Source organism: Neobacillus bataviensis LMG 21833 (genome assembly GCF_000307875.1).
GTDB lineage: Bacteria > Bacillota > Bacilli > Bacillales > Cytobacillaceae > Neobacillus > Neobacillus bataviensis.
In genome coordinates, this window is record NZ_AJLS01000123.1 from 46197 (window position 1) to 71874 (window position 25678).

Genomic DNA, 25678 nt, shown 5'->3' on the forward strand with positions numbered 1-25678 from the left:
ATTATTCCCCTCCCCTCCAAATTTCTCCGTCCTTATTGATTAATACGGCACGAATGCATTTTTTGGCGCACCACTCACGGCCGGCTTTTTCTCCTAAGAGAAGAACAGTTTTTGCCCAAACATCCGCTTCTAAAGCAGTTGGGGCTGTAACGGTAGCTGAAACAATCCCGCTTTCTGATGGTCTTCCGGTTCGCGTATTAATTAAGTGGTGACGCCATTCTCCATTGACAAGCCATTTTCTCTTCATCGAAGTGGATGTTGCAACTGCCCCGTTTTCTATTTGAATGGAAGAAATCATATTTAACGATTCCAACGGATTCTCAATCCCGATGTTCAATGGACGCGGCAATTCGCCAAAAATGCGAATATCGCCGCCAACATTGATAAACCCATAGCCTATTTTTGCTAACAACTGGGATGCTCGATCGATTACCCAGCCCTTGGCAATGCCGCCGAGGTCGATTTTTGAATGTAAAATAACGGTCTGTCTCTCTTCATTAATGGTATATGGTTGTGATCGCACAGCCGCCGCTGTTGAATGGGCCGGTCTTTCTAATTCACGGTCTCTGATGAATTCAATTGATTTTGCATAACCGCTGTTTTCTAAGGCCGTTAAAATACTAGTATTAAAAATTCCGCCAGTATCTTTATAAAAGCGGTTTGCCTCAGTAAGAATTAAGAACAATTCGCTAGAGATGGTAACCACTTTCCCTACTTGTCGATTCAAAATTGATAGTTCACTATCAGAGCGGAACCGGCTGCACGTATTCTCTACTAATTCAAAAAGTTTATAAATGGGCATCATATCATTGGCGAAAAGTTCATGATTAATCGAGATTTGCACCATCGTACTCATGGAGTTGAATTGGTATTGAAACATCAGGTTCCACCGGTAGTGGTATCAAAGCTACGATGATGCCCGGATTGTCCAAATGATTGCCCGCCATTATCAAAATTATTACCAAACCCTTGATCATTTTGATTGAACTGGGAAGAACGACCGCCGCCCCAGGGATTATCATTATTCTCACCTGTTCCCTGACCTTGCTGCGAATTAAAGCTATCTTGTGTTTGCTGATTTGGATTATTACCAGGCTGCTGCCCCCGATTCAATGCCATTTGATTGTCAGACCTATCTCCGTTGGATAATCCGAGATAGGAAACCATTCCAGCTACGAGAGCTAAGCTGCCAAAACTGACACCCCATGAGATTTTCTGCTTTTTATCCATTGAAATGCTCCTTTCAATTTGACCTCGAAAAGAAGTTTACTAGTTCAATCTTAAAATAATCTTAACTTCATTATTTTTAAAATTCTGAAAAATGGTCAATAATGATAGAAAAATAAGAGAGGGAGATTACAGTGATACAGGTTAAACTGTTTGACCGGGAGCATGAGAAGGATCTAGAAAAGGAAATGAATCATTTTTTAAAGGGAATAGATGAAAAGAGTCTGCTTGATATTAAATATAATGTTGCAGCGATGACAGAGGAAGAAGAGGAAGAACAGATTTATTGCTTTTCGGCGATGATTATTTATAAGGCCTGACATTACGTCAGGCCATTCTTTGCTGACAAAGCAGCATTGGTTCCGGCAAGCCTGCCGGTAACGAGGGCAGAGGTAATATTATATCCGCCAGTGTAACCATGAACATCAATAATTTCACCGCAAAAATATAAACCATTCATTAATTTCGAGCCCATTGTTTGCGGTTCGATTTCTCTTACCGATACGCCGCCGCCTGTCACGAATGCCTTTTCAAGTGGCAAGGTACCATTTATCCTAATCGGGAATTGCTTGCAGCTTTTGGAAAAACTACGGATTTTTTCATTCGAAACCGTCCCGCCTTGTTCAGATGGGTCGATTCCACTTTGTTCTAAAAGAAAGAGTAGATACCGTTCAGGAACGAGACCTTTTAATGTATTTTTAATACTTTTCTTAGGTTCGCTTTTTACAAGCTTGTTGATTTCTTGAAAAATTTCTTCTTCCTTTTTGTCTGGCAAGGCATCAAGGCTCATCGAAACTTCTTTAAGATTCCACTTCTTCATTGCTTTGACAACAAACTGGCTGCAGCGTAAAACTGCTGGTCCGCTGATACCAAAATGGGTAAACAGCATATCCATGCGGTGCGTAATAATCGGCTTTCCTTTTGGATTCAACACACTCAAATTAATGTCTCGTAGTGAAAGTCCTTGCAGTGTTTTATTTTTAATAAAGGGTTCGCTGGATGTAACCGGAACTTCGGTAGGAAACAGCTCGGTAATTGTGTGCCCAGCTTTCTTTGCCCAGGCATAACCATCACCAGTCGAGCCTGTATGGGGAACAGATTTTCCGCCAACGGCAATGACAATCGATTTTGTCCCGACTTTTTGCCCATCCTTCAACAAAACGGCTGAAACATGTCCATTTTCATAAATAACATCAGCAACCGGACTATTTTTAAAAATCCTTACATGGAGCTTTTCCAATTGCTCCAAAAGTGCATCAACAACCGATTGGGCTTTATTCGATACCGGGAACATCCGCCCGTGATCTTCTTCCTTTAAAGCGACGCCTAGTTTTTCAAAGAATTTAATAATATCTTCATTACTAAAAATTGAAAAAGCACTATATAAAAACTTCCCGTTTCCCGGCAAGTGTTTTATAATTTCTTCGATAGGCAGGCGATTGGTAACATTACAGCGTCCGCCCCCGGAAATCGCGAGCTTTCTGCCAAGCTTGTCTCCCTTGTCAATTAACAGTACTTTCGCACCTTTTTCACCAGCAGCAATGGCAGCCATTAACCCGGAAGGACCGCCGCCAATGACAATCACATCGTATTCCATTTTTCCACCAACTTTATATTAATCATCCCTTCATTATAAACAAAACTTGTGAAAATAAAACGAAAACCACAGGATTCTTGATAAAAATAACTAGGTTGTGAGTAGCATCCGAGAGAAAGAAGTTGTAAACTACTAATAGTGTGCAAAAAAAGTCGAATTTTTTTTGAATCCACACACGCATTTCTTCGGGTAGGAAGGGATTTTATGCAGTCTAAGCTTTTAAGAGGAACATTTATTTTAACGTTAGGAACGATCCTTTCGAAGGTAATCGGCTTAATTTATGTTATTCCATTTTATCAAATTGTCGGTAAACACGGGACACAGCTATATTCTTACTCGTATGTTCCATATACCATTTTTATTAGTATCGCAACGGCAGGAGTGCCGCTCGCAGTTTCGAAATTTATTGCAAAATATAATGCGCTGGAAGAATACGCAGTTGGGCGTAAGTTGTTTAAATCAGGTTTAATGGTCATGTTCCTAACAGGGTTTGTATCATTTTTAATCATGTACCTTGGTGCACCATTAATGGCAAAGATGAGTCATCCTAGTAAAGAAGACATGGATAGTGTTATTACTGTCATCAGGGCAGTCAGCTTTGCGCTGATTGTAGTTCCATTTATGAGCTTGATAAGGGGTTACTTTCAAGGGCATCAATCAATGGGTCCATCGGCTGTTTCACAGGTAGTGGAACAAATCGTCCGTATTGTCTTTACACTTGCTGGGGCATATGTTGTTTTAAAATTCTTGAATGGGACGATTGTATCTGCAGTTAGTGTTGCAACCTTTGCGGCCTTTATTGGAGCTATTGGAGGCTTGGTTGTTTTATTTTGGTATTGGTTTAAAAGAAAACCATATTTAAATCAACTTTTAGAACATGACAAAGGAACAATTGATATCTCTTTAAAAGAGATTTATAAAGAAATATTTATTTACGCGGCACCGTTCGTTTTTGTTGGGATTGCCAATCCATTATTTCAATTCATTGACCAATTTACGCTGAGCCGGACTTTGATGGAAATGGGGATGAAGAGAAGCTTAGCCGATGTTGCTTTTGGTATCTTGAATTTTGAGTCACATAAAATTGTTATTATTCCTGTCTCACTAGCAACCGCTTTTTCCTTAACACTTGTTCCGAGCATTACAAAGGCATTTATTGAGAATGATCGCAAAAACTTGAACCGCCAATTAAATCAGACTTTTCAAGTCTTATTATTTTTAACATTACCGGCGGCTATTGGACTATCCTTATTGGCAGAGCCTGTTTATACTGCGTTTTATGAGCATGATCCACTTGGCACACAAGTATTAGGTGCTTATGCTCCGGTTGCGATTTTGTTTTCCCTATTTTCGGTTACTGCCGCCATCCTGCAGGGAATAAATGAACAGCGCTTCACAATATTAAGTTTACTTGTGGGCCTGTTAGTAAAACTTTCCCTAAATATTCCTTTCATCAAAATGTTTGAAACAAAAGGGGCAGTACTTGCAACGGCACTTGGTTACATTGTAGCCATCGTGATTAATTTTATTGTAATAAAAACATTTTCCCGCTATCCATTCCGTCTCGTTTGGCGGAGGAGTTTATTAATTATGATTTTCGCAGGATTAATGTGGGCGGGGACAGAGATTGCTTATAAATTAATGTTATTATTCTTAACTCCAACTACTAAGTTGGAATCAGTGCTGATTATTTTAATCTGTGCCGGAGTTGGAGCTGCAATCTACTTTTACTTAGGGTTTAAATCGGGTCTCGTTAACCGCTTGTTCGGAGACAGAATTGATCGGTTGATGAATAAATTACCTGGAAGGAGGAGAAGCGTTGAGAATTGATAAGATGCTAGCGAATCTTGGCTATGGCAGCCGTAAGGAAGTCAAGCAGCTGCTGAAAAGTGGTGCGGTTAAAGTGGATGATGTTGTAGTCAAGGATGCCAAGCAGCATGTCGATACCGGTAAACAAACTGTCACCCTAAATGGGGAAGTAGTTGAATACAGGGAATTTATTTATTTAATGATGAACAAGCCTCAAGGGGTTTTATCAGCAACTGAAGATAATTCCTGTGAAACCGTCATCGATTTGTTGGAGATGGAGGATCAGGTGTATGAACCATTTCCTGTCGGTCGGTTGGACAAGGATACGGAAGGATTGCTGCTCATCACGAATGATGGTCAATTGGCACACAAGCTGCTTTCTCCGAAAAAGCATGTGCCGAAGACGTATTTTGCTGTGATTGACGGAGAAGTGACGGAGGCGGATGTTGAAGATTTTGCTCATGGAGTAACTTTAGATGACGGTTACGAAACAAAGCCTGGCGAGTTGAACATTTTAAAGTCTGGCATCCGCTCTGACATTGAGTTAACCATCACGGAAGGCAAATTTCATCAAGTTAAGAGAATGTTTGAAGCTGTTGGAAAAAGGGTGGTTTACCTCCAGCGGATCTCAATGGGGCCTCTCCCGTTAGATGAAACACTCGAGCTCGGTGAATACCGGGAATTAACAGATGAAGAAGTTGAACTATTGAACGAATATCAAGTGAAAAGCAGCCAATAATTGGCTGCTTTTTAGATAATATAAGGTCTCCAGAGGCATTTTTTCAATTTGTTTATTGATAGGCTTTTATATTCAACAAATCCTCCAAATCAACAATTTCAAAATTCCTCTTTTGCAATTCCTCGATTAACAGAGGTAATGCTTTTTGGGTCTCACCCTTGTCAGAATCGGAGTGCATTAAAATTATGTCACCGTTTCGAACATTGGACATGACATTATTAACGATATTTTTCGCTTCTTTTTGTGACCAATCCAGTGTATCAATCGACCATGGTGCTATCCAATGCATTAAATGGACAATCCTTAATCCTGCCTTTTCGAGCTAAATCCATTAGTTCATCCAGAAAATTTGACGTGAAGTTGTTTACCTCTTTTGGATCTAAGGCAATTTCCTTTGGTTTCGCATTATTGCTTTTGTCCGAGGGTTGCGAAACACATGCTGTTAAAATCATGGAAAAAGAAAATAAGATTATTAAGGTTTTGAGTATCGTCTCCAGGCTTCATCGCTTCTTTCCATCCTGACGTTCTATTCCTCGCTTAATCGATTATACCCGTTTCCTCAATTATGACATTGCATATTATTTTAACATTCAGATTTTTATATTCATTTTCCCACTTTTTGAAGTCAAAAGAACGTTTTCTGCTTTTGTAAAATTCCCCTAGTCCAATAGGATCAGCATTTTTTTCTTGAAAATCTTTTACTAGCTTTAAACATTCCTTTTCTACTTTTCTTTCTAAACTCTTCTGAATTTTGTTTATTTCCTTTTTAGTAAGCTTCCTTCCGGTATATTCTTGGATGGAACCCTTAATTTTTATTTGAATGGTAACGTGAGAAGGATTTTTTTTAGCTATTTTAAATGTATGCTTAGAAACAAAGCTTTTGATGGATGTCTTTCCGTCATCATGATTCGGGACTGAAAAATTACCCTTACTGTACTTGTTCACCAGCAGATTGAAAAAAGGCATTTTTTCCGGAGGAATAACGCCTGCTACTTTATCTGCTTTAAAAAAGCTAATCCCACTAATCTCAACCTTATTAATACCTTTTTGTTTTAGTATAGGAAGATAGATATCCTTACCTTTTTGATAATAATCATGCAATAACAAATGGAGATTGGTTTTAGGTATATCCTTACTTTTCACACTATTATCCAATAAATTATATAAATAATCCCCAGTTCCAATTGTTCCGTATTTTCCTTGTAAAATTTTTTTCGCTTGCCCATCCGCCATAGCAAAATAATTTCTAGCCCCTATGGAAACATCTCTTTGATATACATCTAAAATATCCTTTATTCCATCCTTCCCGAGCTCGCCACCAACAACGGTCACTCCGACACCGCCAGTGACAAGGGGTTGGGAGGATTGCCTCGCTGCTTTTATTAAAAGGTCTCTTCGAAGAGAGCCTTTTGAAATAAACGTTTGATTCGTGATACTTTTATCAGCCTTGATAATTTGTGCTGAAAAAGTACCGATCATTTGTTTATTACCTGCTTTGTCAAAACCAATCCCCGTAACTATATTAATATCATCAATGATTCTTTTCTCAATACATCCCGAGAGGAGAAATAATGCAATGAAACATAAGAAAAGCCTTTTCATTTTTGCTTCACCCTTTTAGCAATTTGGATCGCAATGAATAATAAAGGAATGTACAGGATTGTAAAAGCAAAGCCTATTTTCGCCATAATACTGTTTAACAAATCAATTTTTTCCCGTGTATTAATGAAATTGATGATCACTAAATGAGCGATAACAAACATGTACACTCCTTTTTTTTGCTTAATATTAAAAATTCTTTTTACCAGCCTTGAGCCAATCCAAATCGAAATACACACATTGGGGAGGATAATTAAATTCCAATTAGCAATCCCAATGAACTCGAAGCGATCTACAAAGGATAATTTGACAATCTTCCACATCGTTAATGTGGGCCATAATGCCTTTTGCAGCTGTCCTTCCGAGAAATAGGCAAAAGTAATAACCGAAAAAACTGTAAATAGGATAGTGGTTGTTAATACGGCTAAATGAGCCCATTTTTTGGACTTTTGTGGATTCTTAATAAATGGATAAATAAAGAGCACGGTTTCAAAGCCGATAAACGCAAGTGTCATGTGAAAGGAACTTTTTAGCAAGTCTTTTACAGAATGATCCCAAATGGGCAATAAATTGTTAAAGTCAGAATAGGGTAAATTGAACCCAAAACTTAACAAAAGGTATGCCGGCAAGACAAGACTGAAGAAAGCAATCCCAACAATTGTTCGCAATCCTCCAAAAACAATATACATACAAAGCAGCATAAAAGAGAAGGTGAACCAGAATAAGCTCAATTCCGGAAACATCCATCCCTGAATGATTTCAATGAATGTACGCAATGTAGTCAAAGAATGCATAAGGAAATAGACGATAAGGGGAAAACTTAGTAGCTTCCCCAAAAAATTTCCAGCGACAAAGGTATGGGCCGTTACCAAATCTCCATTAACAGTTTCGGGAATTTTATACATCATCCACATAATGATATGAAGGCATGCACCCACAAACAAGATCGAGATCCAGGCATCATAGCCAGCATATCTGGCAATTCTACGCTGAAAATCAAAAGCACCAAGTCCAATTTGCATGGACGTAACCACAAAATAAATTAAGAAAGGGGAAATCTTCAGCCTTTCAGGTATGGTTTGCTCTTGCATCATTGGTCACTTCCTATCATTCCTCAATATCCTTTTTCATGTTTGCCTTTTTCTTACTAAAGCGGAAAGGATGTTTTGTTCTTAAAAATTGCGGTCGCATCGCCCTATCTTCGAACGGTAACCTGATGAGAGAATCTTTCATGTCTACCATTCTCGGTGGATAAAATGGCGCTAAAAACGGGCTGCCAAGGGATGTAAGCCGGATTAAGTGGGTAATTAAAATACAAAAGCAAAAGACGATTCCAACTAATCCCCATAGGTGGGCAAAAAACAAAAAAGGAAAGCGAAGTAATCGGATGGTATTGCCCATCCTATAGACGGGTGTCGTAAAGGAAGCAAGTGCCGCCAGCGCGATGAGTATAAGCAGAACATTACTTGTAAGGCCTGCTTCAACAGACGCGGTCCCAATAACGATACCTCCCACGATACCAATTGTCTGCCCGACTTTTGTCGGCAGCCTCGCCCCTGCCTCCCTTAACAATTCAATTGTCAATTCTAAAAACACAGCTTCCAAAACGGGTGGCAAGGGTACGATTCGCCTTGATGAAATTAATGTCCCCAATAAATCATGCGGAATAATTTCATAATGATAAGTAAGTACAGCTACATAAAGGGGGGTTACCAAAATCGAAAAAGCAACCGCAAATACCCTGAGCAATCTGAAAAAGGAAGCGGTTATCCAATTTAAATAGTAATCCTCGAAGGCACTAAAGAAATTGATAATTGTTGCCGGTGTTATCAATATATGCGGTGAGCCGTCTACACAAATGGCAATCTTTCCTTCCGCCAAAACCGCAGCGACTCTGTCCGGCCTTTCAGTATCCAGCAGCTGAGGAAATGGGGAATTCGAATTATCCGATATGATCTGCATAATATAGGAACTATCGGTAATCGCATCAAATTCAACATCTTGCAAACGCTGCCTAACGGTATTCAGGTTCTGCTGATTCGTAATCCCTTCCATATGTAGGACCGCAATCTTTGTTTTAGATAAACTCCCAATCGTATATTCCTCGACTACTAGTTCTTTTACAGGCAATCTTCTTCTGATTAAATTTAAATTTGCGTCGATTGATTCAATAAAAGCTTCTTTCGGACCAATAACGGAAACCTCTATTTCCGGAGGCTCTACAGCACGAATCAGTTCCTTTTTGGCAGCAATCAACCCAAATTGATATTCCTCTGTGTCAATGGTCAGGAGTGCATAGCCATTACATAACCTTTCTTCAATGACGGAAGTGTCTTCACAAATTTGCACATCCTCAAATGGCACGATCTTTTTCAAATCATTAATCGTATGAAAATCTCCCTCTAATATAGAAGAAAGGAATTGTTGAACACTTTTCTCATCAACTAATGTATTTAAAAACCGAAGGCAAAAGCTTACATTTGTTTTTGGGTGAGTATAAAAGGTTGTTTTAAAATCTTTGGATTTTGCTAATATTTGTTCCCATTCTTTTCCTTCCAAATCCCCTTGTCCTTTTTTCCTGCTAAACCATCTTTTCATCAACCAATCACCGTCAATTATAGAGTATTACTATTGTTTCCCCATTTGGGAAAACTATGAATATAAGGGAGAATGTACATCAAATTGAGAATTCAACCAGAGAGGATTTTAAAATAAAAAAAATAACTTGGAAAAATTCCAAGTCATTTTTAAGGTGCTTATTTATGCCTGTAAGAAGGATTTCAACATCCAGTTATGTTTTTCAAGTTTTCCCATTAGACCAAGGAACATATCACTTGTTACTTCGTCGTTATTTTGTTCCGCTACTTTCATCCCAGTTTTTAATTCATCGATGATTAGAGAGAAATCATTAATAACTGCTTGTACCATTTCTTCTGCCGTCAACTTTTCATTCGTTTCCTCAATTGTTGCAAGTTGAAGCGACTCTTTTAATGTTGAAATAGGACTGCCGCCATTTGCGAGTAGTTGTTCGGCAAATTCATCCATCGTTGCAGTTGCTTCTTCGTATAGTTCCTCAAATTTGGCGTGTAAGGTAAAGAAGTGAGGCCCTTTCACGTACCAGTGAAAGTGGTGTAATTTTGTGTATAATACGTTCCAGTTTGCGATTTGTTGGTTAAGTACTTGTTCGATTGTCATTTAACATTCCTCCTAATTTCTTGTCTATATTTATTATAACATATATTACTTTATAATCAATACTTAATTATAATAATTATAATTAAGTATATTATGGGAGTTTTTCTTCATAGAAATCATACCCGCCAACATTTTTGATCCAAAGCTTTGCATTTTCCCCGTTTTGGTCGGCAATCCACAGGTCTCTTTGTAAATCAACTAGGTCAGTGAATCTCAGCCATGTTAATTTTTTCGCTGAGGAGATATAAATCGGATCGTAATCACCGTAGTCCTTAGGGGGATGGGTAATTTGTTTTTGCTTTTGTTCGCCGATTTTGATTAAAAATAATGAAGGGTCTGGCCGCTTCTTGGCGTCATTAGACCATTCGCTTTCTTTTACTCTTGAAACAACTAAAGAATGATCATCCAACCAAGCAAATCCAAGTTCAGCGAACTTTGGTGGAGTAAGGTTAATCGATTTAAATGCGGGAAGTTCGGTTACCTTCATGTCCTTATCTTTAAATCCAAAGACGATTCTGCCCCCGCCGGCAATATAGCCTAAACGATTCTTATGGAATGCCCATTTTACAATAGAGTCCCCATTCATATCATCAATTACTTCGAAGTTCTGACCATCAGACGAAATAACACAGACAAAATCGCTATCCATTGACCACGACGCGGTTGGACTGACAACAAATGAGATCCATTTCCCATCAGAGGAAAATTGGAATTTATTTACATCAATTGCCAAGAGGCTGATATTCCCTTTCTTCAATTCACTTGGAATGGTAAAAAGCTTTTTTACATTCTTGGTAAGACTGGTGATTTTGGATAAATCCTTTTCAAGACCTATTTGGAAAAGAACCGGATTTGTCCAGCCATCAGGTCTTAGTGACGCACTAGAGGCTGTTATGAATGAACGGCCATCGGGGTACCAGTTATAATCACCGACACCTAACGCGATATTATAAAAGTTTTCAAGGTTTGATACATTAAGGACACCCCCGCTTTTAAACGCTAGAATATTCTCAACGGGCGACCATCTAGGGTTGTTCCCATCCAGTGTAATTTGTTTGTGCTGTTTCATTTCCAGATTGTACACCCATATTTCTGTCTGAGCCTCCATGCTCAGATTAAGTTTCTTTTTTGCTTCAACTTGATAAGCAATCCATTTTCCGTCGGGTGACCATTGGGGAGGATAATCGTACTTACCTGGCTCCTTTGTGATTTTTTCTTCCTTGCCATTTATTTTTGTCCAGAGAAAGCCATCTCTCACAAACGCAGCCTTTACACTATTAACATTAACGGGTTCCGCATTTGCTAAGCCAGTAGGCAGTAATAATAGAAAAATCAATAATAAACAAAGCTGTTTTTTCATCCTTTCACCTCATTAGAAGACCTTCAATTATTTTCCTCAAGAAAGTGTTAAATATGAGTAAATGGAGATTTTTTTAAAACAATGTAATCTTTTTGAAAAAATAAGTAACCGGGTATAACAATGGGTACTATAAAACCTAAATAGGTTTTAGGATATAAAGGGGGAAAATTCATGAAACTTACACATGAGCAGGCTATTGAATTACATGGATTTAATAACCTGACGAAGTCGTTAAGCTTTAATATGTATGACATTTGTTTTACAAGAACGCGAGAAGAACGGGAAGCCTATTTAAACTATATTGATGAAGAATACAGTGGGGAAAGACTGCAGAAAATATTGACACATGTTTCTGATATAATTGGTGCCCATGTCTTAAATGTGGCAAGTCAGGATTTTGAACCGGCGGGAGCGAGTGTCACTTTGTTGGTATCAGAGGGGCCGGTTGCCAATGCTCCATCGGAATCCTTTGAAGAATCCCCTGGGCCGCTCCCGGAATCGGTAGTGATGCAGTTAGATAAAAGTCATATCACCGTTCATACATACCCGGAATTTCACCCTGATGAAGGAATTAGTACATTTAGAGCTGATATCGATGTTTCAACGTGCGGAGAAATTTCGCCGCTTAAGGCACTTCATTATTTAATCCGGGCGTTTGAGACCGATGTTATGACAATTGATTATCGTGTTCGCGGTTTTACAAGGGATAAAACTGGCCACAAGTTATTTATTGACCACGAAATCAACTCGATTCAGAATTACATCCCTGAAGATGTCGGCGAATTATTCGATATGATTGACGTCAATGTCTATCAGGAGCATATTTTCCACACAAAATGTAAGCTGCGCGAATTTGATTTAAATAACTATTTGTTCGGCTATACGAAAGAAAAGCTGACACCTGATGAACATATTGAAATTACCGAAAGATTAAAGATTGAGATGGATGAAATCTTTTATGGGAAAAATATTATCACATGAAGAAGAGCGCGGTTTCCGCGCTCTTTTTTCCTAGGTAAGATTATCCTAGCAAATGATGCAGCATTCTATTTTTATCATCAAAAAATTGCTTCATAATCAGATAATGATTCGTTTCTTCAAGTTTGCACTCTCTAATTCCTTCTTCGCTGAATTCGAAGATTTTTGCATCCGGATACGCCATGATGATTGGTGAATGGGTTGCGATGATAAATTGTGAGTTTTCGTTAACCAAGTCATGAATCCTTGTCAGCATCGACATTTGCCGGAGCGGCGACAGGGCAGCTTCTGGTTCATCTAAAATATAGAGTCCATTTCCTCTAAAGCGATGAAGAAACGTGGCAAAGAAGGCTTCGCCGTGCGATTGTTCATGCAAGGAGACACCGCCAAAGGAATCAATGATTGGCCGGCCTCCGACTTGCCTATCTAATTCCTCAATATTAGATGCCACATTATAAAAGCTTTCCGCCCGCAAGAAAAATCCATCCTGCGGTTTTTCAATGCCTTTGATCAATTGGAGATAGTCACTAAGTGGCGAATGGGAGTCATAGGTGGAAAAGTTAAAATTAAATGAACCACCTTCAGGATTGAATCCTAAGGCAACCGCAATCCCCTCAAGTAGAGTGGATTTACCCATTCCATTTTCACCGATGAGAAAAGTTACATTTGGGTGAAAAGCAAGCCCGTCTAATGTCTTCAAGCTGGGAAGGTTAAAAGGATATTTTTTAAAAGAAGGGATTTCATCCCTCTTCAATAGCATACTTCTTATATATTGAGTGGATAACATGAAAACTACCTCACTAATTTTTTCTTATTGTACCATATGGAACTTTTTCCAAAAAGCATCGGGCGGGAAGTTAAATGTAGAAGCATAAATTGATAGCCTTTCCCATACATTGGAAGTGATATGGGATGGGGGGATGTCTATGCAATTTTACTATGGGCCGCAAATGCCGCTAAGAATATTGGATGAAGCAGAATTTTGGAAGCACCAAGAAGAGGAACACACGGTTGTTATTCGGGAGCTGGTGTCAGGGCTAGAGCCAGAATTTGTGGATGCCTTGAAAAAGTGGGAACAAGCTCTTGGGGAAACGCATAAGCAGGTTGTCAGTTTCATTGAATCTGTGATTCGTTCTGGTTCTCAGGTATCGGATCAATTGTATCAGCAAGTGCTCCAGCTGGTTTCCTATTGCTTAGAGCAGAGTGAATCTTTTATTCAACTATGTGAGCAAATCAAAACACATAGCCAAGCGGTTAGCAGCAATCATACCGCTAAAGTAGTTTTAAATCATATCATTCGCGAATCCGAGTACTTTGTCGGGATTGCCCGTGCACTGCTGTCTAGCGGTCAATAATTTTGAATGAAAAATGATATTTTGGGTGACTTTACTTAATGTGCAGAGTCACTTTTTTTTTCGCTTGACATGAAACCAAAAGGTGTTATATTATTTTAAAGGGAAACCAATTGGTTTCGTAATTAATAAAATTTAGAGGAGCAATCATTATGGAAAATCAAACACAAACATTAGAAGATATTCGATACACCCTAGTATACAATGCACCAATTTCGAAGGTATGGAATGCTGTAGCAACCTCAGAAGGGTTAACAGCTTGGTTTATGCCAAATGATATGGAGCCTGTTGAAGGTCATGAATTTCACCTAAATGCCGGTCAATTTGGAATGTCTCCATGTAAGGTAACGAAAGTCGACCCGCCTAACAGCCTATCGTTTAATTGGGGGAAAGATTGGACACTTACATTTGAATTAAAAGAAGTGGATGGCAAAACAGAGTTTACTCTTATTCATGGCGGCTGGGATGCTAATAAAGTTACTGAGTTTGGTGCGCCACATACGCCGATTCGCGATAATATGAACCAGGGATGGGCAGGTCTTGTGAAAAAATTACAATCATATGTTGAGGCGTAAATGGCCGCATCATCAGCTAGTCATGATGTCTTTCAAGCCATCGCTGATCCAACAAGACGAAAACTGTTGAAACTTCTGAGCAAGGAAGAGATGCCTGTAACCGCAATTAGTGGACATTTTCCGATGAGCCGAACTGCTGTGTCCAAGCATTTGCGCGTTTTAGCAGATGCTGGGCTGGTAAAGGAGCGGAAAGTGGGCAGGGAAACAAGGTACAAGCTCGAGCCGGAACCACTTGTTGAATTAAAAGATTGGCTTCAGTATTTTGAACTATTTTGGGAAAATAAGCTGACTGCACTTAGGCTGTTTGTGGAGTCGGATGAGCAAGATGGATAGTTACCAGAGCCAGGCTACTCGCCTGGCTTTTTAGCTGTTTAAAAGGGTGTTCAAGAAGGGTTCACGGGTAAAATAGGGAAAGTGACGAGTAAATCGTGAAAACAAAAAAGGAATTAAAACCAAAATGAAAAAGACCAGCAAATCGCTGGCCTTTTATGCAGGAATCTCTCTAACCCCAGTTTTCTTATTAACAAACGAAAGAATGATAAGAATTCCAATAGTTACAACACAAACAGAGGAACCAATCACATTATTTGGATTTAACAAAAATCCAATAAAGATAATGCTTAACGAAACAATCGCAAAAATGGTCGTAAAAGGGAACCATTTAACTTTAAATGCTGGTTGATTTTTATAAAGCGGTCGCAGCTTTAATTGAGCGGCACAAATGCTGATCCAAATGATCATGACCGTAAAACCTGGGATGGTCATGAGGTAGCTGATGACCTGGCTCGGTGTTAGGTAGGCTAAGTAAACACCTGCTACAATACAGACACTCGTAATCATAATCCCCGTTAACGGAATCCCCTTATTAGACAATTTTGCTAACCCCTTTGGAGCCACACCACTTTGTGCCATCGAAAATAGCGTTCTTGATGTGGCATAAATTCCGGAATTGGCAGCAGAGAGAACCGCTGTCAACAGGACAAAATTCATGATATGTGCTGCTCCAGGCAACCCTGTACTGCTGAACACCTGTACGAAAGGACTGTCTGCCCCTGTCACTTTGTCCCAAGGCATCATGCCGCAGATGATCAGGATTGGAAAAATATAAAAAATGATAACGCGCCAAACGGCACCTTTAATGATTTTCGGCAAAACTCGCTCGGCATCTTTTGTTTCGGTTACAGCAACCCCGATTAATTCAGCGCCGCCATAGGAAAACATTACAACTAAAAACGCGCTAAATGTTCCCCCCAGTCCGTGTGGGAAAAAGCCGCCATGTGCGGTGTAGTTCGAAAATGGATCCTCTATCGTACTAGGGATCATTCCAAAAAGTAGAAAGCAGCCTAATATAATAAAAGCAACCAAGGCAATAATCTTGATTCCCGCAAACCAAAACTCAAGTTCCCCGTAATATTTCACTTGAAATAAATTGATGCCTACGATGACGACGGCACAGAGAAAACTTAGAAGCCATAATGGGATTGAAGGAAACCAGAATTGCAAAAAACTACCTGCTGCTAATAATTCAACAACTGTTACGATAATCCAATTGATCCAGTAAAGCCATCCGACCAGAAAGGATACCTGGAAGCCAAAAGCTTTATTGACGAGATGCTGCACATTCATATTGGGAAAAGCCAAGGCCATTTCCCCTAATGCAGCCATAATAATAAATAACAATAGCCCGCCAATTAAATAGGCTACAATAACACTTGGCCCAGCAATACTTAACGTATCTGAGCTCCCTTTAAAAATTCCCGTTCCTATCATACCCGCTAAAGCAATGAACTGCACATGCCTCGGCAATAGCCCTTTTTTTAAGTCCTGATGATTATTCTCCATGATGTCCCTACCTACTTTTCTATCTCACTTAGACGCTTTTAAGCGCTAAAGTATTTTTATACTAATATATCATATTTTTCGAAACTGTCAATGAGGTTAATTGGTTCTGAACGATGTAAAATATTTTTTTTGCCTGAAGGAAACTTTATTGGGGGTGGGGAATAAACTAGTTTAAAAGAGGAGATGATTTTCATGATCGCAACGCCTCGAATGCAGCGGAGGATTATCATTTATACGTTTGTTTTTAAAAAGCTCGGAATTCTAACCCAACAAGAATATAAGCAAATCACTAACTTTGCTCCCTTACAAGAGAAACGGTAATGTTCAGAAAAATAAAAAGCACGCGCTAAAATAGATCGCGCGTGCTTTTCTATGCTTAAATCACTACTATTTTTGTGTTAAGATGACATCTTCACTTTCTTTTGTGTTGTCGTCCATTTTCCGCGGCTTGGGCTTATGACCAAGTCATTATAGGCTAAGACATTTAAATCTCGTTGTATGGTGCGAGGAGTGATACCAAATTCCTCTACAAGTTCCTGCGTTGTGACTGTGCCGTTATTGCGAATAAACATGTAGATACATTTGATGCGGTTTAACATCCGGTTAGTTGAAGGTTTCAAAGAACCACTCCCTATCCTAAATTCAAACCTATGGCTTAATCCATCTACCGACAGCCTATTTGAAGAATACTCTTCAAGAATATGTAGTTTCTTTTCCGCGCAGCCATCTCCTTTTTTATGGATGGGTTGAAGTGAGCACTTAGATGTCATACATCTAACCTTATTGTACCCATAATATCTGAAAATTTCTACCACAATAGAAAAGTTTACAAAATAATCTTCCAAATTTCTGTGAATTATTCGGATTATGGCCTCCTTTATCATTCTCTTACTATAGGTTATGGCTTTAGGTGTTTGATTTATGATGAATTATTTGAATTTTTAATTAAAATATGAAATACTTCGATATTAACGCAAAATTGCTAAGATAATTTCAGAAATGATATTGTAATGGAAGTACAAACATATAGGAGGTACACGTAATTGACTGAGATTAATTGGATGAGCGAAGTTGAAAAGAGAAAAGCAGACTTAATTAAGGACACGCAAGGATTATTACATATTAAAAGTCTTTTAGATGAGGAACATACCTCCCCTGAGGCACCGCTTGGACAAGGGGTGAAGGAGGCACTAGATTACCTGCTCCACCTCGGTGAAAAGGATGGATTCACTCCGAAAAATGTCGGCAATCTCGCTGGTCACCTCGAGTTTGGTGAAGGAAAAGAACTGCTGGGAATCCTGTGCCATGTGGACGTCGTGCCGGAAGGGGATGGCTGGACAAGTGATCCGTTTGGAGCGGAAATTCGCGATGGAAAAATTTATGCCCGCGGTGCGCTTGATGATAAGGGGCCGACAATGGCCGCATATTATGCAATGAAAATTGTCAAAGAACTTGGTCTGCCGCTTAAAAAACGTGTTCGCATGATTATTGGAACTGATGAAGAAAGCAATTGGCGCTGTGTCAAGCATTATTTTCAGCATGAAGAAATGCCGTCTTTAGGATTTGCTCCAGATGCGGATTTCCCGATTATTAATGCGGAAAAAGGTATTGCTGATTTTGATATGGTGCAGACAGGGCCTATAGAAGCAGGTGAAACTGAGGCAAATGCTAAGATTGTGAGTTTTGTTTCTGGAAAAAGATACAATATGGTTCCGGATCATGCCAAGGCAACCCTGCTTGTAAAGGAACACCAAGATGAAGTGGTACAGCAATTCATCGCTAATATGAAGGAAGTTGATCTGGAATATAATTACCATGTCCAAAACGAAGAACTGATTTTAGAAGTTATCGGGGTTTCTGCACACGGGATGGAGCCAAGAAATGGGAAGAATGCCGGATTATTTTTAGCGGAATTCCTTTCAAAACAAGAGTTGGATACAAAGGCCAAAAATTATTTCCAATTCGTTTCTCGCTACTTTTTTGATGATTCAAGGGGAGTTAATCTGGGGGTTGCCTATTCGGACGAGATTACCGGAGAATTAACGATCAATCCTGGAAAGCTTAGCTTTACACCTGAATCCGGCGGCAGTATTGGTATGACGTGCAGATACCCAGTAACTAACAAAATGGAGGAAACCAAGGCAAAGCTAGATACACTTTTAAAAGACGAGGGTTTTACGATTGAAAACTTTTCCGATTCAAAACCGCATCACGTGGATGAACAGGAATTCCTGATTCAAACCTTGAAAAAGGTATATGAAGAGCAAACAGGAGAAAAGGCAGAGTTGATTGCGATTGGCGGTGGAACGTATGCCCGCTCACTAAAAGCCGGAGTCGCATTTGGCCCATTATTTCCTGGAAGACCAGATATCGCCCATCAAAAAGATGAGTATATGTATATAGAAGATTTACTAAAAGCAACAGCGATTTATGCACAAGCTATATATGAATTGGGAAAAACAGAATAAGAAATATAAAAAAGATGTGTTATTCTGCAACACATCTTTTTTATCATTATACGTTTGCCGATAGATACAATTTGGGGAAAATAGACTAAAATTAACTAAAGGACTGAACCATACAATGGAACAACGAAGTCATTTTTTCTTTGCGGTAAGAATACCTGATGAAACGAAACGAATCATGAAAAATCATATCGAAAAAATGAGGGATTCCCTCCCTTTTAGCCGTTGGGTACATCATCAAGACCTGCATATTACACTGGCTTTTCTAGGTGCTGCTGATCCTGAAAAGTTAGCCGAAGCAGAAAAAATTGTGAAACAGATCTTAAAAGAGGCTAAGGCATTTCCAGTGAAAATGCACAATCTGGGGATTTTTGGTCACGAAGATTCACCACGTATATTTTGGGTGGATACGGAGGAAAGTGCTGAGCTAAAAGCAATTAGAAATAAAGTATTTTCAGCTTGTGAGAAGGCGGGATTTCAACTGGAAACAAGGCCATTTAGGCCCCATATCACATTAGCAAGAAAGTGGAACGGGGCGCAGCCATTTCAAAAGGAGTTATTGGAACTATGGAAGGAGCTGCAGTCTGAAGCCCTAGGCTTTCTTGTAAGTGAAATCATATTATATCAAACACATCTCAAGCAAACACCTAAATATGAAGCAATCATAACATTTCCATTTCAAACATAAGGGTTGGTTTTATGAAACATATTTATTTTATTGTTAATCCAAAAGCAAGGAATGGCTACTGCCTTAAAATATGGGAGAGAATTGAAAATCAACTAAAGACTGAAAACCTATCCTATCTCGCAGTGTTTACTGAATATCCCGGACACGCTAAACACCTTGCCAGCCAAATTGCAGCAAAAAACAAAGAGCCCAAATTGATCATTGCTGTTGGCGGTGATGGAACGATGCACGAGGTGATGAATGGAATCGTCAAGGATAAAAACATCACATTGGGCTTTATTCCTGGTGGCTCCGGAAATGACTTTTCAAGAGGATTTCAAATTCCTGCGGATCCGGTAGAAGCGCTACAAGTAATTCTCCGCTTGATGAAGCGCGAAGCATTACCAATCGATATTGGGAAAGTCACGATGGGAGATGCTAATGAGCATTTCTTTATTAATAATATGGGAGCAGGATTTGATGCCGTCATTTCCTACGAGGTAAACCATTCACGGATAAAGGCGCTTCTCAATAAATTTTCACTAGGCAGGCTGGTTTATGTCTATTTCCTTTTAAAAAAACTATTTACTTACAAAACAACAACAATTGATTTATCAATTGACGGGAATAAGCATATATTTGAACAAACATGGTTTGTTACCGTTTCCAACCAGCCATATTATGGCGGTGGGATGCAGATTGCCCCAAATGCTGTGCCAGATGATGGACTTTTTGATATTACCGTTGTCCATCAATTATCACGACTAAAGCTGCTCCTCGTCTTTATCAGTGTTTTCTGGGGTAAGCATATACATTTTAAAGAGGTAAAAACCTATAAAGGAAGAGTGATTTCGATTCAAGCGGGGACATCCTTATATGTACACGCAGATGGGGAACATATCGGATTTACACCACTCTCCATCCACCTTCAAGCCAAGGTTTTGGAAGTGTTAACAAGAAGACCTAAGAAGGAAGAAATTCAATTAAAGGAGAGGAATTCGAATGATTTCTGCTGACAGGAAGTTTCTTGCCTACTTGGATGAGATGAATATCATTACGATTCTTCTTCCGCTTTCGTATCATCACGGCTTGTCCTCCACTTTTTGGTTGACGGCTGATTCTTCAAAAATACCACTTGAAATCTTAAAAAAGTTGGAAATTGAACATAGTCATAAATATATATGCCGATTTGAAGGTGAATTTTCATTTGGTAAACAATACTGGATTGTTGATCATCATGGCGAGAGAACTGATCTTCAAATCGGTGCCGTAATCAGAACCAACTCCTTTGACGAAAAATTCTATTATGAGGGTCAGGACCTTGGGGTGACCTTTCATGCTAATCAAACCCGTTTTAAGCTGTGGGCACCGACAGCGACTGGGGTAAAATTAAAACTACGTCCTCCAACCGGACATTATTCAGAAATCATTAAGATGAGACGAGAGGATCAGGGCATTTGGTCTGCATGTGTTAACCGAGATGTTGAAGCTTATCAATACAGCTTTTTCGTACTTGTTAATCATGCATGGCATGAGGTGGTTGACCCATATGTGAAGGCGGTAACGGCAAATGGGGAGCAGGGGGTCATTGTGAACCTCGAAAAAACATCCAAGCCTAAACCTGACTTAACACCGATAGAACACCCCGTCGATACGATTATTTATGAAACACATATAAGAGACTTTTCCATTCATCATAATAGTGGCATCCAAAATAAGGGACTGTATCTTGGGGCAGGTGAACTGAACACGAAAGGAAAAGATGGAGAACCCACCGGATTATCCTATTTAAAAGAGCTGGGAATCACCCATATTGAATTTCTTCCCTTCCATGATTTTGCCGGTGTCGATGAATTACATCCAAGCAAAGATTATAACTGGGGCTATAATCCCCTTCATTTTAATGTGCCGGAGGGCAGCTATGCAACGGATCCGCATAATCCGTACTCAAGAATCACCGAGTTGAAGAAATTAATCGATCAAGTTCACAGGATTGGCCTTCGGGTGATCATGGATGTCGTCTATAATCATGTCTATATTCGCGAAAAATCCTCTTTTGAAAAAATAGTCCCTGGTTATTATTTTCGCCACAATGACGTGGGGCTGCCTTCTAACGGAACCGGTGTGGGAAATGATATTGCTTCAGAGCGAAAAATGGTCAGAAAGTATATTGTTGATTCTGTACGCTATTGGATGGAAGAATATCATATCGATGGCTTTCGTTTTGATTTAATGGGGATTTTAGATGTGGAGACAATGACCGAGGTAAAAAAAACGTGCGACAGTATTAAGGAAGGTACGCTTATCATCGGTGAAGGCTGGAACCTGAACACGCCGCTCCCCTTAGATCAAAAGGCGACAATTGGGAATCAGGCAAAAATGCCGCATATTGCTCAGTTTAACGATAAATTTCGAGACATTATAAAAGGGAGCACCTTTAACCTGTTTGATAAAGGTTATGCTTTAGGGAATGATCATCACTTGGATGCTGCCATGGAAGTTCTAACAGGTAGTGTTGGTTTGACAAAGCAAGGCACCCGACTCTTTAATGAACCCTTCCAATCCGTGAATTATGTGGAATGCCATGACAATCATACACTTTGGGATAAGCTTAATGCCTGCTTTCCTGATGCGGATCAGGAAACACGAATGAAATATCATCGTCTTGCAACAGGCATTGTCCTATTATCGCAAGGAATCCCCTTTCTTCACAGTGGTCAGGAATTTTTTCGTACAAAAAATGGAGAGGGAAATAGTTATCGTTCCCCGGATGCGGTCAACCAGTTGGATTGGGAGCGAAAAAGTAAGTTTAAAGAAAATGTAGACTATATCAAGGGGCTTATTCAAATTCGGAAAACATTTTCATGTTTTCGAATAAGGACTTCCAAAGAGATCCACAGCCAAATACATCCATTATCATTCACAGCGCCAGTGTTAGGCTACCTATTCAAAAAGGATCATGAAGAGGTTATAATTATCATTAATCCTTCAAATATGAAACAATTCATTCACCTACCAGATGGGGACTGGTCTGTTTTGGCTAGTCAAAAACATGCGGGAATTTCTTCCATAGCAGTCCTCCAAGGAGGAGCAAACGCGATAGATCCCATTTCGCTAAATGTTTTGTTAAAAAAATAGTTTTTCAAGATGACTTGACGAAAAAAGGCAATTGGAGATAAAATTTAGTAAGATGGCTATTGTGTGCAATGGTTTCAATAGCTTTTTTTTTATTTTTAAAAAAAGCTACTGGTATAATGGTGGTTAACAAAATCCTTCCGGCAGCACAGGTTTTACCTCTGAATCAGGAGGAACAAGCCCAATAGAACGGCATAAATTGAAGGTGAGCAATTTTGGAACATTTATTAGGACAAGAGTGGGAGATTACCCCTGCTGGAGGCAAAACAGGAGAAGCCTTTTATGCAGAATATGAAGATCAGAGGCTTTTTTTAAAGCGGAATTCCTCTCCATTCCTAGCAGTACTATCAGCAGAGGGGATCGTCCCAAAGCTTGTATGGACAAAACGATTGGAAAATGGAGATGTAATTACAGCGCAGCAATGGCTTCCTGGCCGAGAGTTAAAGCCCTCAGAAATGAACCATGAGAATGTTGCAAGATTGCTTAAAAAAATTCATTGCTCTGAGCCAATGCTTGGAATGCTAAGTAGGATCGAAAATTCACCATTAAATCCAGAGCCCATTTTACAATCGGTGGTAAAAGAGTTGGATGATGAAGTACTTTCCTTACCGGAATCGCAAAAAGCGATGAGTTTTTTAAAAAAGGAAGCAATCCACATTTATTGTGATGAAAAAGTGGTTTGTCATGGAGATGTCAACCATAACAACTGGCTGCTATCTGAAGACAACCAGTTGTACTTGATTGATTGGGACGGGGCAATGATTGCTGACCCAGCCATTGACCTTGGATTACTCCTTTACTGGTACATTCCCGAAGCGAACTGGCCGGATTGGCTTAGGCTTTACGGTAAAGAGCTGACAGCGAATCTATTGCTTAGAATGAAATGGTATGTGACGATTCAAACGTTATCTTCCATACAGTGGTATAAAAATAAAAAACGCTTGGAAGAAATGAATAAATGGATTACGTTTTTAAACGACATTCTTTAGTAAATGTCCAACTCCAGGCGTATCCGCTTTTCTTACGAAAATTGACCAATATCACTTACCCACTGAGATAGGTTCTCTTGGTTAGATAAAATATGCTGATCTAAATCAGCTGTTTGTGCGCCGTGCTGGCCGTATTGATAGACCTCCTGCAGAATGGTTTTTACATTCTGATCAACCTGGGCGTTGACCATGAGGGACTTCACTAATCGCTCCAGTTGTTCACATTCTGCTACTGAGCCGCAGCAATCTGATTGATGATTGGTTAAGATATCTTTAAGTAAAGTAACTTGGTGTTCATGACTTAATGGCATAAAAGCACATCCTTTCAAGTGGAAATGAAAAAAGGAATTCACAGTTAGGTTGTGAATTCTTTTTCAGTTTATGCGTGAACCATTTTTCCATTTAGTTTTACTTGAAAGAAAAAAGATAGCATGTTATGTTTTGATCGATAATTTTTATTAGGAGTGTCAGAATGAGACTTAGACATAAGCCGTGGGCAAGGGAGAAAATTGAGCAGCATCCACAATATATTGTAGCCAACCCAGAGCAGTGTAAAGGGAAATGGCATGAGATTTTTGAAAAAGACCAGCCGCTTCATATCGAAGTGGGCACTGGAAAAGGGCAATTTATCACCGAAATGGCAAAAGCTAATCCCGACATTAATTATATGGGAATTGAATTATATGACAGCGTCATCGTGGCGGCATTGGATCGTTTAATTGAAGCTAATCTTCCGAATCTGAAACTTTTAAACGTGAATGCAGCAGATTTAGCTAAATATTTTACGAAAAATGATGTCGACCGAGTTTATTTGAATTTTTCAGATCCTTGGCCAAAGGCTCGTCATGAAAAAAGAAGATTAACCTATAAAGATTTCTTAAAACTTTATGAGGATCTATTGGTGGATGGCGGTGAAATTCATTTTAAAACCGATAACCAAGGTTTATTTGAATACTCGCTGATGAGCTTTTCGGCATATGGATTATTATTAAAATATGTGAGCCTCGATTTTCATAAGAGTGAATATGAAGGAAATATCATGACCGAATACGAGGAAAAGTTTTCCGAACAAGGAAATCGAATTTATCGCTGTGAGGTTAAATATCAAAACTAATTCTAAGGACAGTTCTTATCATGAGCTGTCCTTTTTTCTATCATCACATCGTTAAACAATGTTAAAATATAGAAAATGGGAGGAGGAGTTTTGATGGAGACGTTAAAAGTGGGAAATGTTACCCTAACATGGTTATCTGGCGGGGTAACGAATTTAGATGGCGGTGCCATGTTTGGAGTCGTTCCAAAGGGCTTATGGTCGAGAAAATATCCTGCTAATGAAAAAAATCAAATTGAATTGCCGACAGATCCAATTTTAATTCGGATGGATGGGAAAAATCTATTAGTTGAATCAGGTCTTGGAAAAGGGAAATTATCCGAGAAACAATTAAGAAATTTTGGTGTAGCAAGGGAATCTGAGCTGGAACAATCATTAGAAAAGGTTGGCATACGGCTTGAGAACATTGATTATGTATTAATGACCCATTTGCACTTTGATCATGCGGGCGGCTTAACAAAGCTTGTTGATGGCAACTATGTTTCCACCTTCCCAAATGCGAAAATTATTACCTCACAAGTAGAATGGGATGAAATGCGTAATCCCAATATTCGTTCGAAAAATACATACTGGAAAGAAAACTGGGAAGCGATTGAATCACAGGTGATTCCATTTGAAGAAAAGTGGAGCTTAGGGGCGATCACGATGGTTCATACTGGCGGGCATAGTGATGGGCATTCGATTCTAATCATTGAGGATAGTGGTGAAATATCCATCCACATGGCAGACCTCATGGCCACACATGCCCATCAAAATGTTCTGTGGGTCATGGCCTATGACGATTACCCAATGGCTTCAATTACGGCGAAGGAAAAATGGCTTCCATACGGATTAGAAAAAAACGCTTGGTTCACGTTTTATCATGATGCTTATTATCGAGCGGTTAAATGGAGCCCTAATGGGAAAGAAATAGTGGAAAGCATTAAAAGAGAAAGATAAGCGAAAAAATAGCCGTATTAAAAAATGCGGCTATTTCATTTCTTATAAAATTTTAACTTTGAGAATTGTCCAGCTCCAGCACCCTAGCGGCTATTGTCC

At 39.3% G+C, this 25678-nt stretch carries 28 protein-coding genes; 15 read left to right on the top strand and 13 right to left on the bottom strand.

Going from position 1 to position 25678, the window contains the following annotated elements:
- Position 1 precedes the first annotated feature (1 nt).
- A complete protein-coding gene (locus BABA_RS17390) occupies positions 2 to 880 on the bottom strand; it encodes an FAD:protein FMN transferase (RefSeq protein ID WP_007086530.1) in 879 nt (292 codons plus the stop codon).
- Positions 880 to 1230, bottom strand: a complete 351-nt coding sequence (locus BABA_RS17395; protein WP_007086531.1) for a hypothetical protein — start codon at positions 1228 to 1230, stop codon at positions 880 to 882. Before BABA_RS17395 ends, BABA_RS17390 begins: the two co-directional genes overlap by 1 nt.
- A 131-nt stretch (positions 1231 to 1361) precedes the next feature.
- Here BABA_RS17395 and BABA_RS17400 point away from each other — a divergent pair, with 131 nt between their 5' ends.
- Positions 1362 to 1547: a sporulation protein Cse60 gene (locus BABA_RS17400; RefSeq protein ID WP_007086532.1), complete on the top strand. Its 186-nt coding sequence runs from the start codon at positions 1362 to 1364 to the stop codon at positions 1545 to 1547.
- Positions 1548 to 1549: 2 nt separating this feature from the next.
- Here the strand turns inward: BABA_RS17400 and BABA_RS17405 are convergent, their stop codons facing one another.
- Positions 1550 to 2824, bottom strand: a complete 1275-nt coding sequence (locus tag BABA_RS17405) for a BaiN/RdsA family NAD(P)/FAD-dependent oxidoreductase (protein WP_007086533.1) — start codon at positions 2822 to 2824, stop codon at positions 1550 to 1552.
- A gap of 204 nt (positions 2825 to 3028) precedes the next feature.
- Here BABA_RS17405 and BABA_RS17410 point away from each other — a divergent pair, with 204 nt between their 5' ends.
- Together BABA_RS17410 and BABA_RS17415 are read left to right on the top strand one after the other, a co-directional pair.
- Positions 3029 to 4654, top strand: a complete 1626-nt coding sequence (locus BABA_RS17410; RefSeq protein ID WP_007086534.1) for a putative polysaccharide biosynthesis protein — start codon at positions 3029 to 3031, stop codon at positions 4652 to 4654.
- Positions 4644 to 5372, top strand: coding sequence for a pseudouridine synthase (locus BABA_RS17415; protein ID WP_007086535.1), 729 nt, complete (start codon positions 4644 to 4646; stop codon positions 5370 to 5372). The genes BABA_RS17410 and BABA_RS17415 overlap by 11 nt, the downstream gene beginning before the upstream one ends.
- Before the next feature lie 52 nt (positions 5373 to 5424).
- On the opposite strand, the gene BABA_RS17420 is transcribed toward BABA_RS17415, so the two are convergent.
- The 6 genes from BABA_RS17420 to BABA_RS17445 form a co-directional block, all read right to left on the bottom strand.
- A complete protein-coding gene (locus BABA_RS17420) occupies positions 5425 to 5661 on the bottom strand; it encodes a polysaccharide deacetylase family protein (protein ID WP_007086536.1) in 237 nt (78 codons plus the stop codon).
- 248 nt (positions 5662 to 5909) lie between these two features.
- The gene (locus BABA_RS17425; protein ID WP_007086537.1) at positions 5910 to 6974 is read right to left on the bottom strand and encodes a Ger(x)C family spore germination protein; all 1065 of its coding nucleotides are present in this window, start codon (positions 6972 to 6974) and stop codon (positions 5910 to 5912) included.
- On the bottom strand, positions 6971 to 8065 hold the full coding sequence (locus BABA_RS17430; protein ID WP_235749733.1) for a GerAB/ArcD/ProY family transporter: 1095 nt from the start codon (positions 8063 to 8065) through the stop codon (positions 6971 to 6973). The genes BABA_RS17425 and BABA_RS17430 overlap by 4 nt, the downstream gene beginning before the upstream one ends.
- Positions 8066 to 8078: 13 nt before the next feature.
- Positions 8079 to 9569, bottom strand: coding sequence for a spore germination protein (locus tag BABA_RS17435; RefSeq protein ID WP_007086539.1), 1491 nt, complete (start codon positions 9567 to 9569; stop codon positions 8079 to 8081).
- 162 nt (positions 9570 to 9731) lie between these two features.
- Positions 9732 to 10166 (bottom strand): Dps family protein, encoded by a 435-nt coding sequence (locus BABA_RS17440; protein ID WP_007086540.1) that lies wholly within the window; start codon positions 10164 to 10166, stop codon positions 9732 to 9734.
- 91 nt (positions 10167 to 10257) lie between these two features.
- Positions 10258 to 11526, bottom strand: a complete 1269-nt coding sequence (locus BABA_RS17445; RefSeq protein WP_007086541.1) for a TolB family protein — start codon at positions 11524 to 11526, stop codon at positions 10258 to 10260.
- A 171-nt stretch (positions 11527 to 11697) separates the two neighbouring features.
- On the opposite strand from BABA_RS17445, the gene speD reads away from it, so the two are divergent.
- The gene (gene speD / locus BABA_RS17450; protein ID WP_007086542.1) at positions 11698 to 12507 is read left to right on the top strand and encodes an adenosylmethionine decarboxylase; all 810 of its coding nucleotides are present in this window, start codon (positions 11698 to 11700) and stop codon (positions 12505 to 12507) included.
- A gap of 40 nt (positions 12508 to 12547) precedes the next feature.
- Here speD and BABA_RS17455 read toward each other — a convergent pair whose 3' ends face one another.
- Positions 12548 to 13291, bottom strand: a complete 744-nt coding sequence (locus BABA_RS17455; protein ID WP_007086543.1) for an AAA family ATPase — start codon at positions 13289 to 13291, stop codon at positions 12548 to 12550.
- A 139-nt stretch (positions 13292 to 13430) separates the two neighbouring features.
- On the opposite strand from BABA_RS17455, the gene BABA_RS17460 reads away from it, so the two are divergent.
- From BABA_RS17460 to BABA_RS17470, 3 genes are all read left to right on the top strand, one after another.
- Positions 13431 to 13859 (top strand): DUF2935 domain-containing protein, encoded by a 429-nt coding sequence (locus BABA_RS17460; protein WP_007086544.1) that lies wholly within the window; start codon positions 13431 to 13433, stop codon positions 13857 to 13859.
- A gap of 149 nt (positions 13860 to 14008) precedes the next feature.
- A complete protein-coding gene (locus BABA_RS17465; RefSeq protein WP_007086545.1) occupies positions 14009 to 14431 on the top strand; it encodes an SRPBCC family protein in 423 nt (140 codons plus the stop codon).
- Entirely contained in the window at positions 14432 to 14764 is a 333-nt protein-coding gene (locus tag BABA_RS17470; protein ID WP_007086546.1) for an ArsR/SmtB family transcription factor, read from the top strand. It begins immediately after the preceding gene.
- Positions 14765 to 14917: 153 nt separating this feature from the next.
- Here BABA_RS17470 and BABA_RS17475 read toward each other — a convergent pair whose 3' ends face one another.
- Complete coding sequence (locus BABA_RS17475) at positions 14918 to 16273, bottom strand: amino acid permease (RefSeq protein WP_007086547.1); 1356 nt, start codon at positions 16271 to 16273, stop codon at positions 14918 to 14920.
- Between the two features lie 192 nt (positions 16274 to 16465).
- Between BABA_RS17475 and BABA_RS28310 the strand changes: the two genes are divergently transcribed.
- On the top strand, positions 16466 to 16594 hold the full coding sequence (locus tag BABA_RS28310; protein WP_268870166.1) for a hypothetical protein: 129 nt from the start codon (positions 16466 to 16468) through the stop codon (positions 16592 to 16594).
- A gap of 77 nt (positions 16595 to 16671) precedes the next feature.
- On the opposite strand, the gene BABA_RS17480 is transcribed toward BABA_RS28310, so the two are convergent.
- Positions 16672 to 16893, bottom strand: a complete 222-nt coding sequence (locus tag BABA_RS17480; RefSeq protein ID WP_007086548.1) for a DeoR family transcriptional regulator — start codon at positions 16891 to 16893, stop codon at positions 16672 to 16674.
- Positions 16894 to 17316: 423 nt separating this feature from the next.
- On the opposite strand from BABA_RS17480, the gene pepV reads away from it, so the two are divergent.
- From pepV to BABA_RS17505, 5 genes are all read left to right on the top strand, one after another.
- Positions 17317 to 18741, top strand: coding sequence for a dipeptidase PepV (gene pepV, locus BABA_RS17485; RefSeq protein WP_007086549.1), 1425 nt, complete (start codon positions 17317 to 17319; stop codon positions 18739 to 18741).
- 115 nt (positions 18742 to 18856) lie between these two features.
- Complete coding sequence (gene thpR / locus BABA_RS17490; RefSeq protein WP_007086550.1) at positions 18857 to 19426, top strand: RNA 2',3'-cyclic phosphodiesterase; 570 nt, start codon at positions 18857 to 18859, stop codon at positions 19424 to 19426.
- An 11-nt stretch (positions 19427 to 19437) separates the two neighbouring features.
- Complete coding sequence (locus tag BABA_RS17495; protein ID WP_007086551.1) at positions 19438 to 20421, top strand: diacylglycerol/lipid kinase family protein; 984 nt, start codon at positions 19438 to 19440, stop codon at positions 20419 to 20421.
- Entirely contained in the window at positions 20408 to 22543 is a 2136-nt protein-coding gene (gene pulA, locus BABA_RS17500) for a type I pullulanase (protein WP_007086552.1), read from the top strand. Before BABA_RS17495 ends, pulA begins: the two co-directional genes overlap by 14 nt.
- A 212-nt stretch (positions 22544 to 22755) precedes the next feature.
- On the top strand, positions 22756 to 23529 hold the full coding sequence (locus tag BABA_RS17505; RefSeq protein WP_007086553.1) for a phosphotransferase family protein: 774 nt from the start codon (positions 22756 to 22758) through the stop codon (positions 23527 to 23529).
- A gap of 32 nt (positions 23530 to 23561) precedes the next feature.
- Here the strand turns inward: BABA_RS17505 and BABA_RS17510 are convergent, their stop codons facing one another.
- On the bottom strand, positions 23562 to 23840 hold the full coding sequence (locus BABA_RS17510; RefSeq protein WP_007086554.1) for a YtzH-like family protein: 279 nt from the start codon (positions 23838 to 23840) through the stop codon (positions 23562 to 23564).
- A 161-nt stretch (positions 23841 to 24001) separates the two neighbouring features.
- Between BABA_RS17510 and trmB the strand changes: the two genes are divergently transcribed.
- Both trmB and BABA_RS17520 read left to right on the top strand, forming a co-directional pair.
- Positions 24002 to 24643 (top strand): tRNA (guanosine(46)-N7)-methyltransferase TrmB, encoded by a 642-nt coding sequence (gene trmB / locus BABA_RS17515; protein ID WP_007086555.1) that lies wholly within the window; start codon positions 24002 to 24004, stop codon positions 24641 to 24643.
- Between the two features lie 93 nt (positions 24644 to 24736).
- Positions 24737 to 25579, top strand: a complete 843-nt coding sequence (locus BABA_RS17520) for a YtnP family quorum-quenching lactonase (RefSeq protein WP_007086556.1) — start codon at positions 24737 to 24739, stop codon at positions 25577 to 25579.
- The last annotated feature ends 99 nt before the right edge of the window (positions 25580 to 25678 follow it).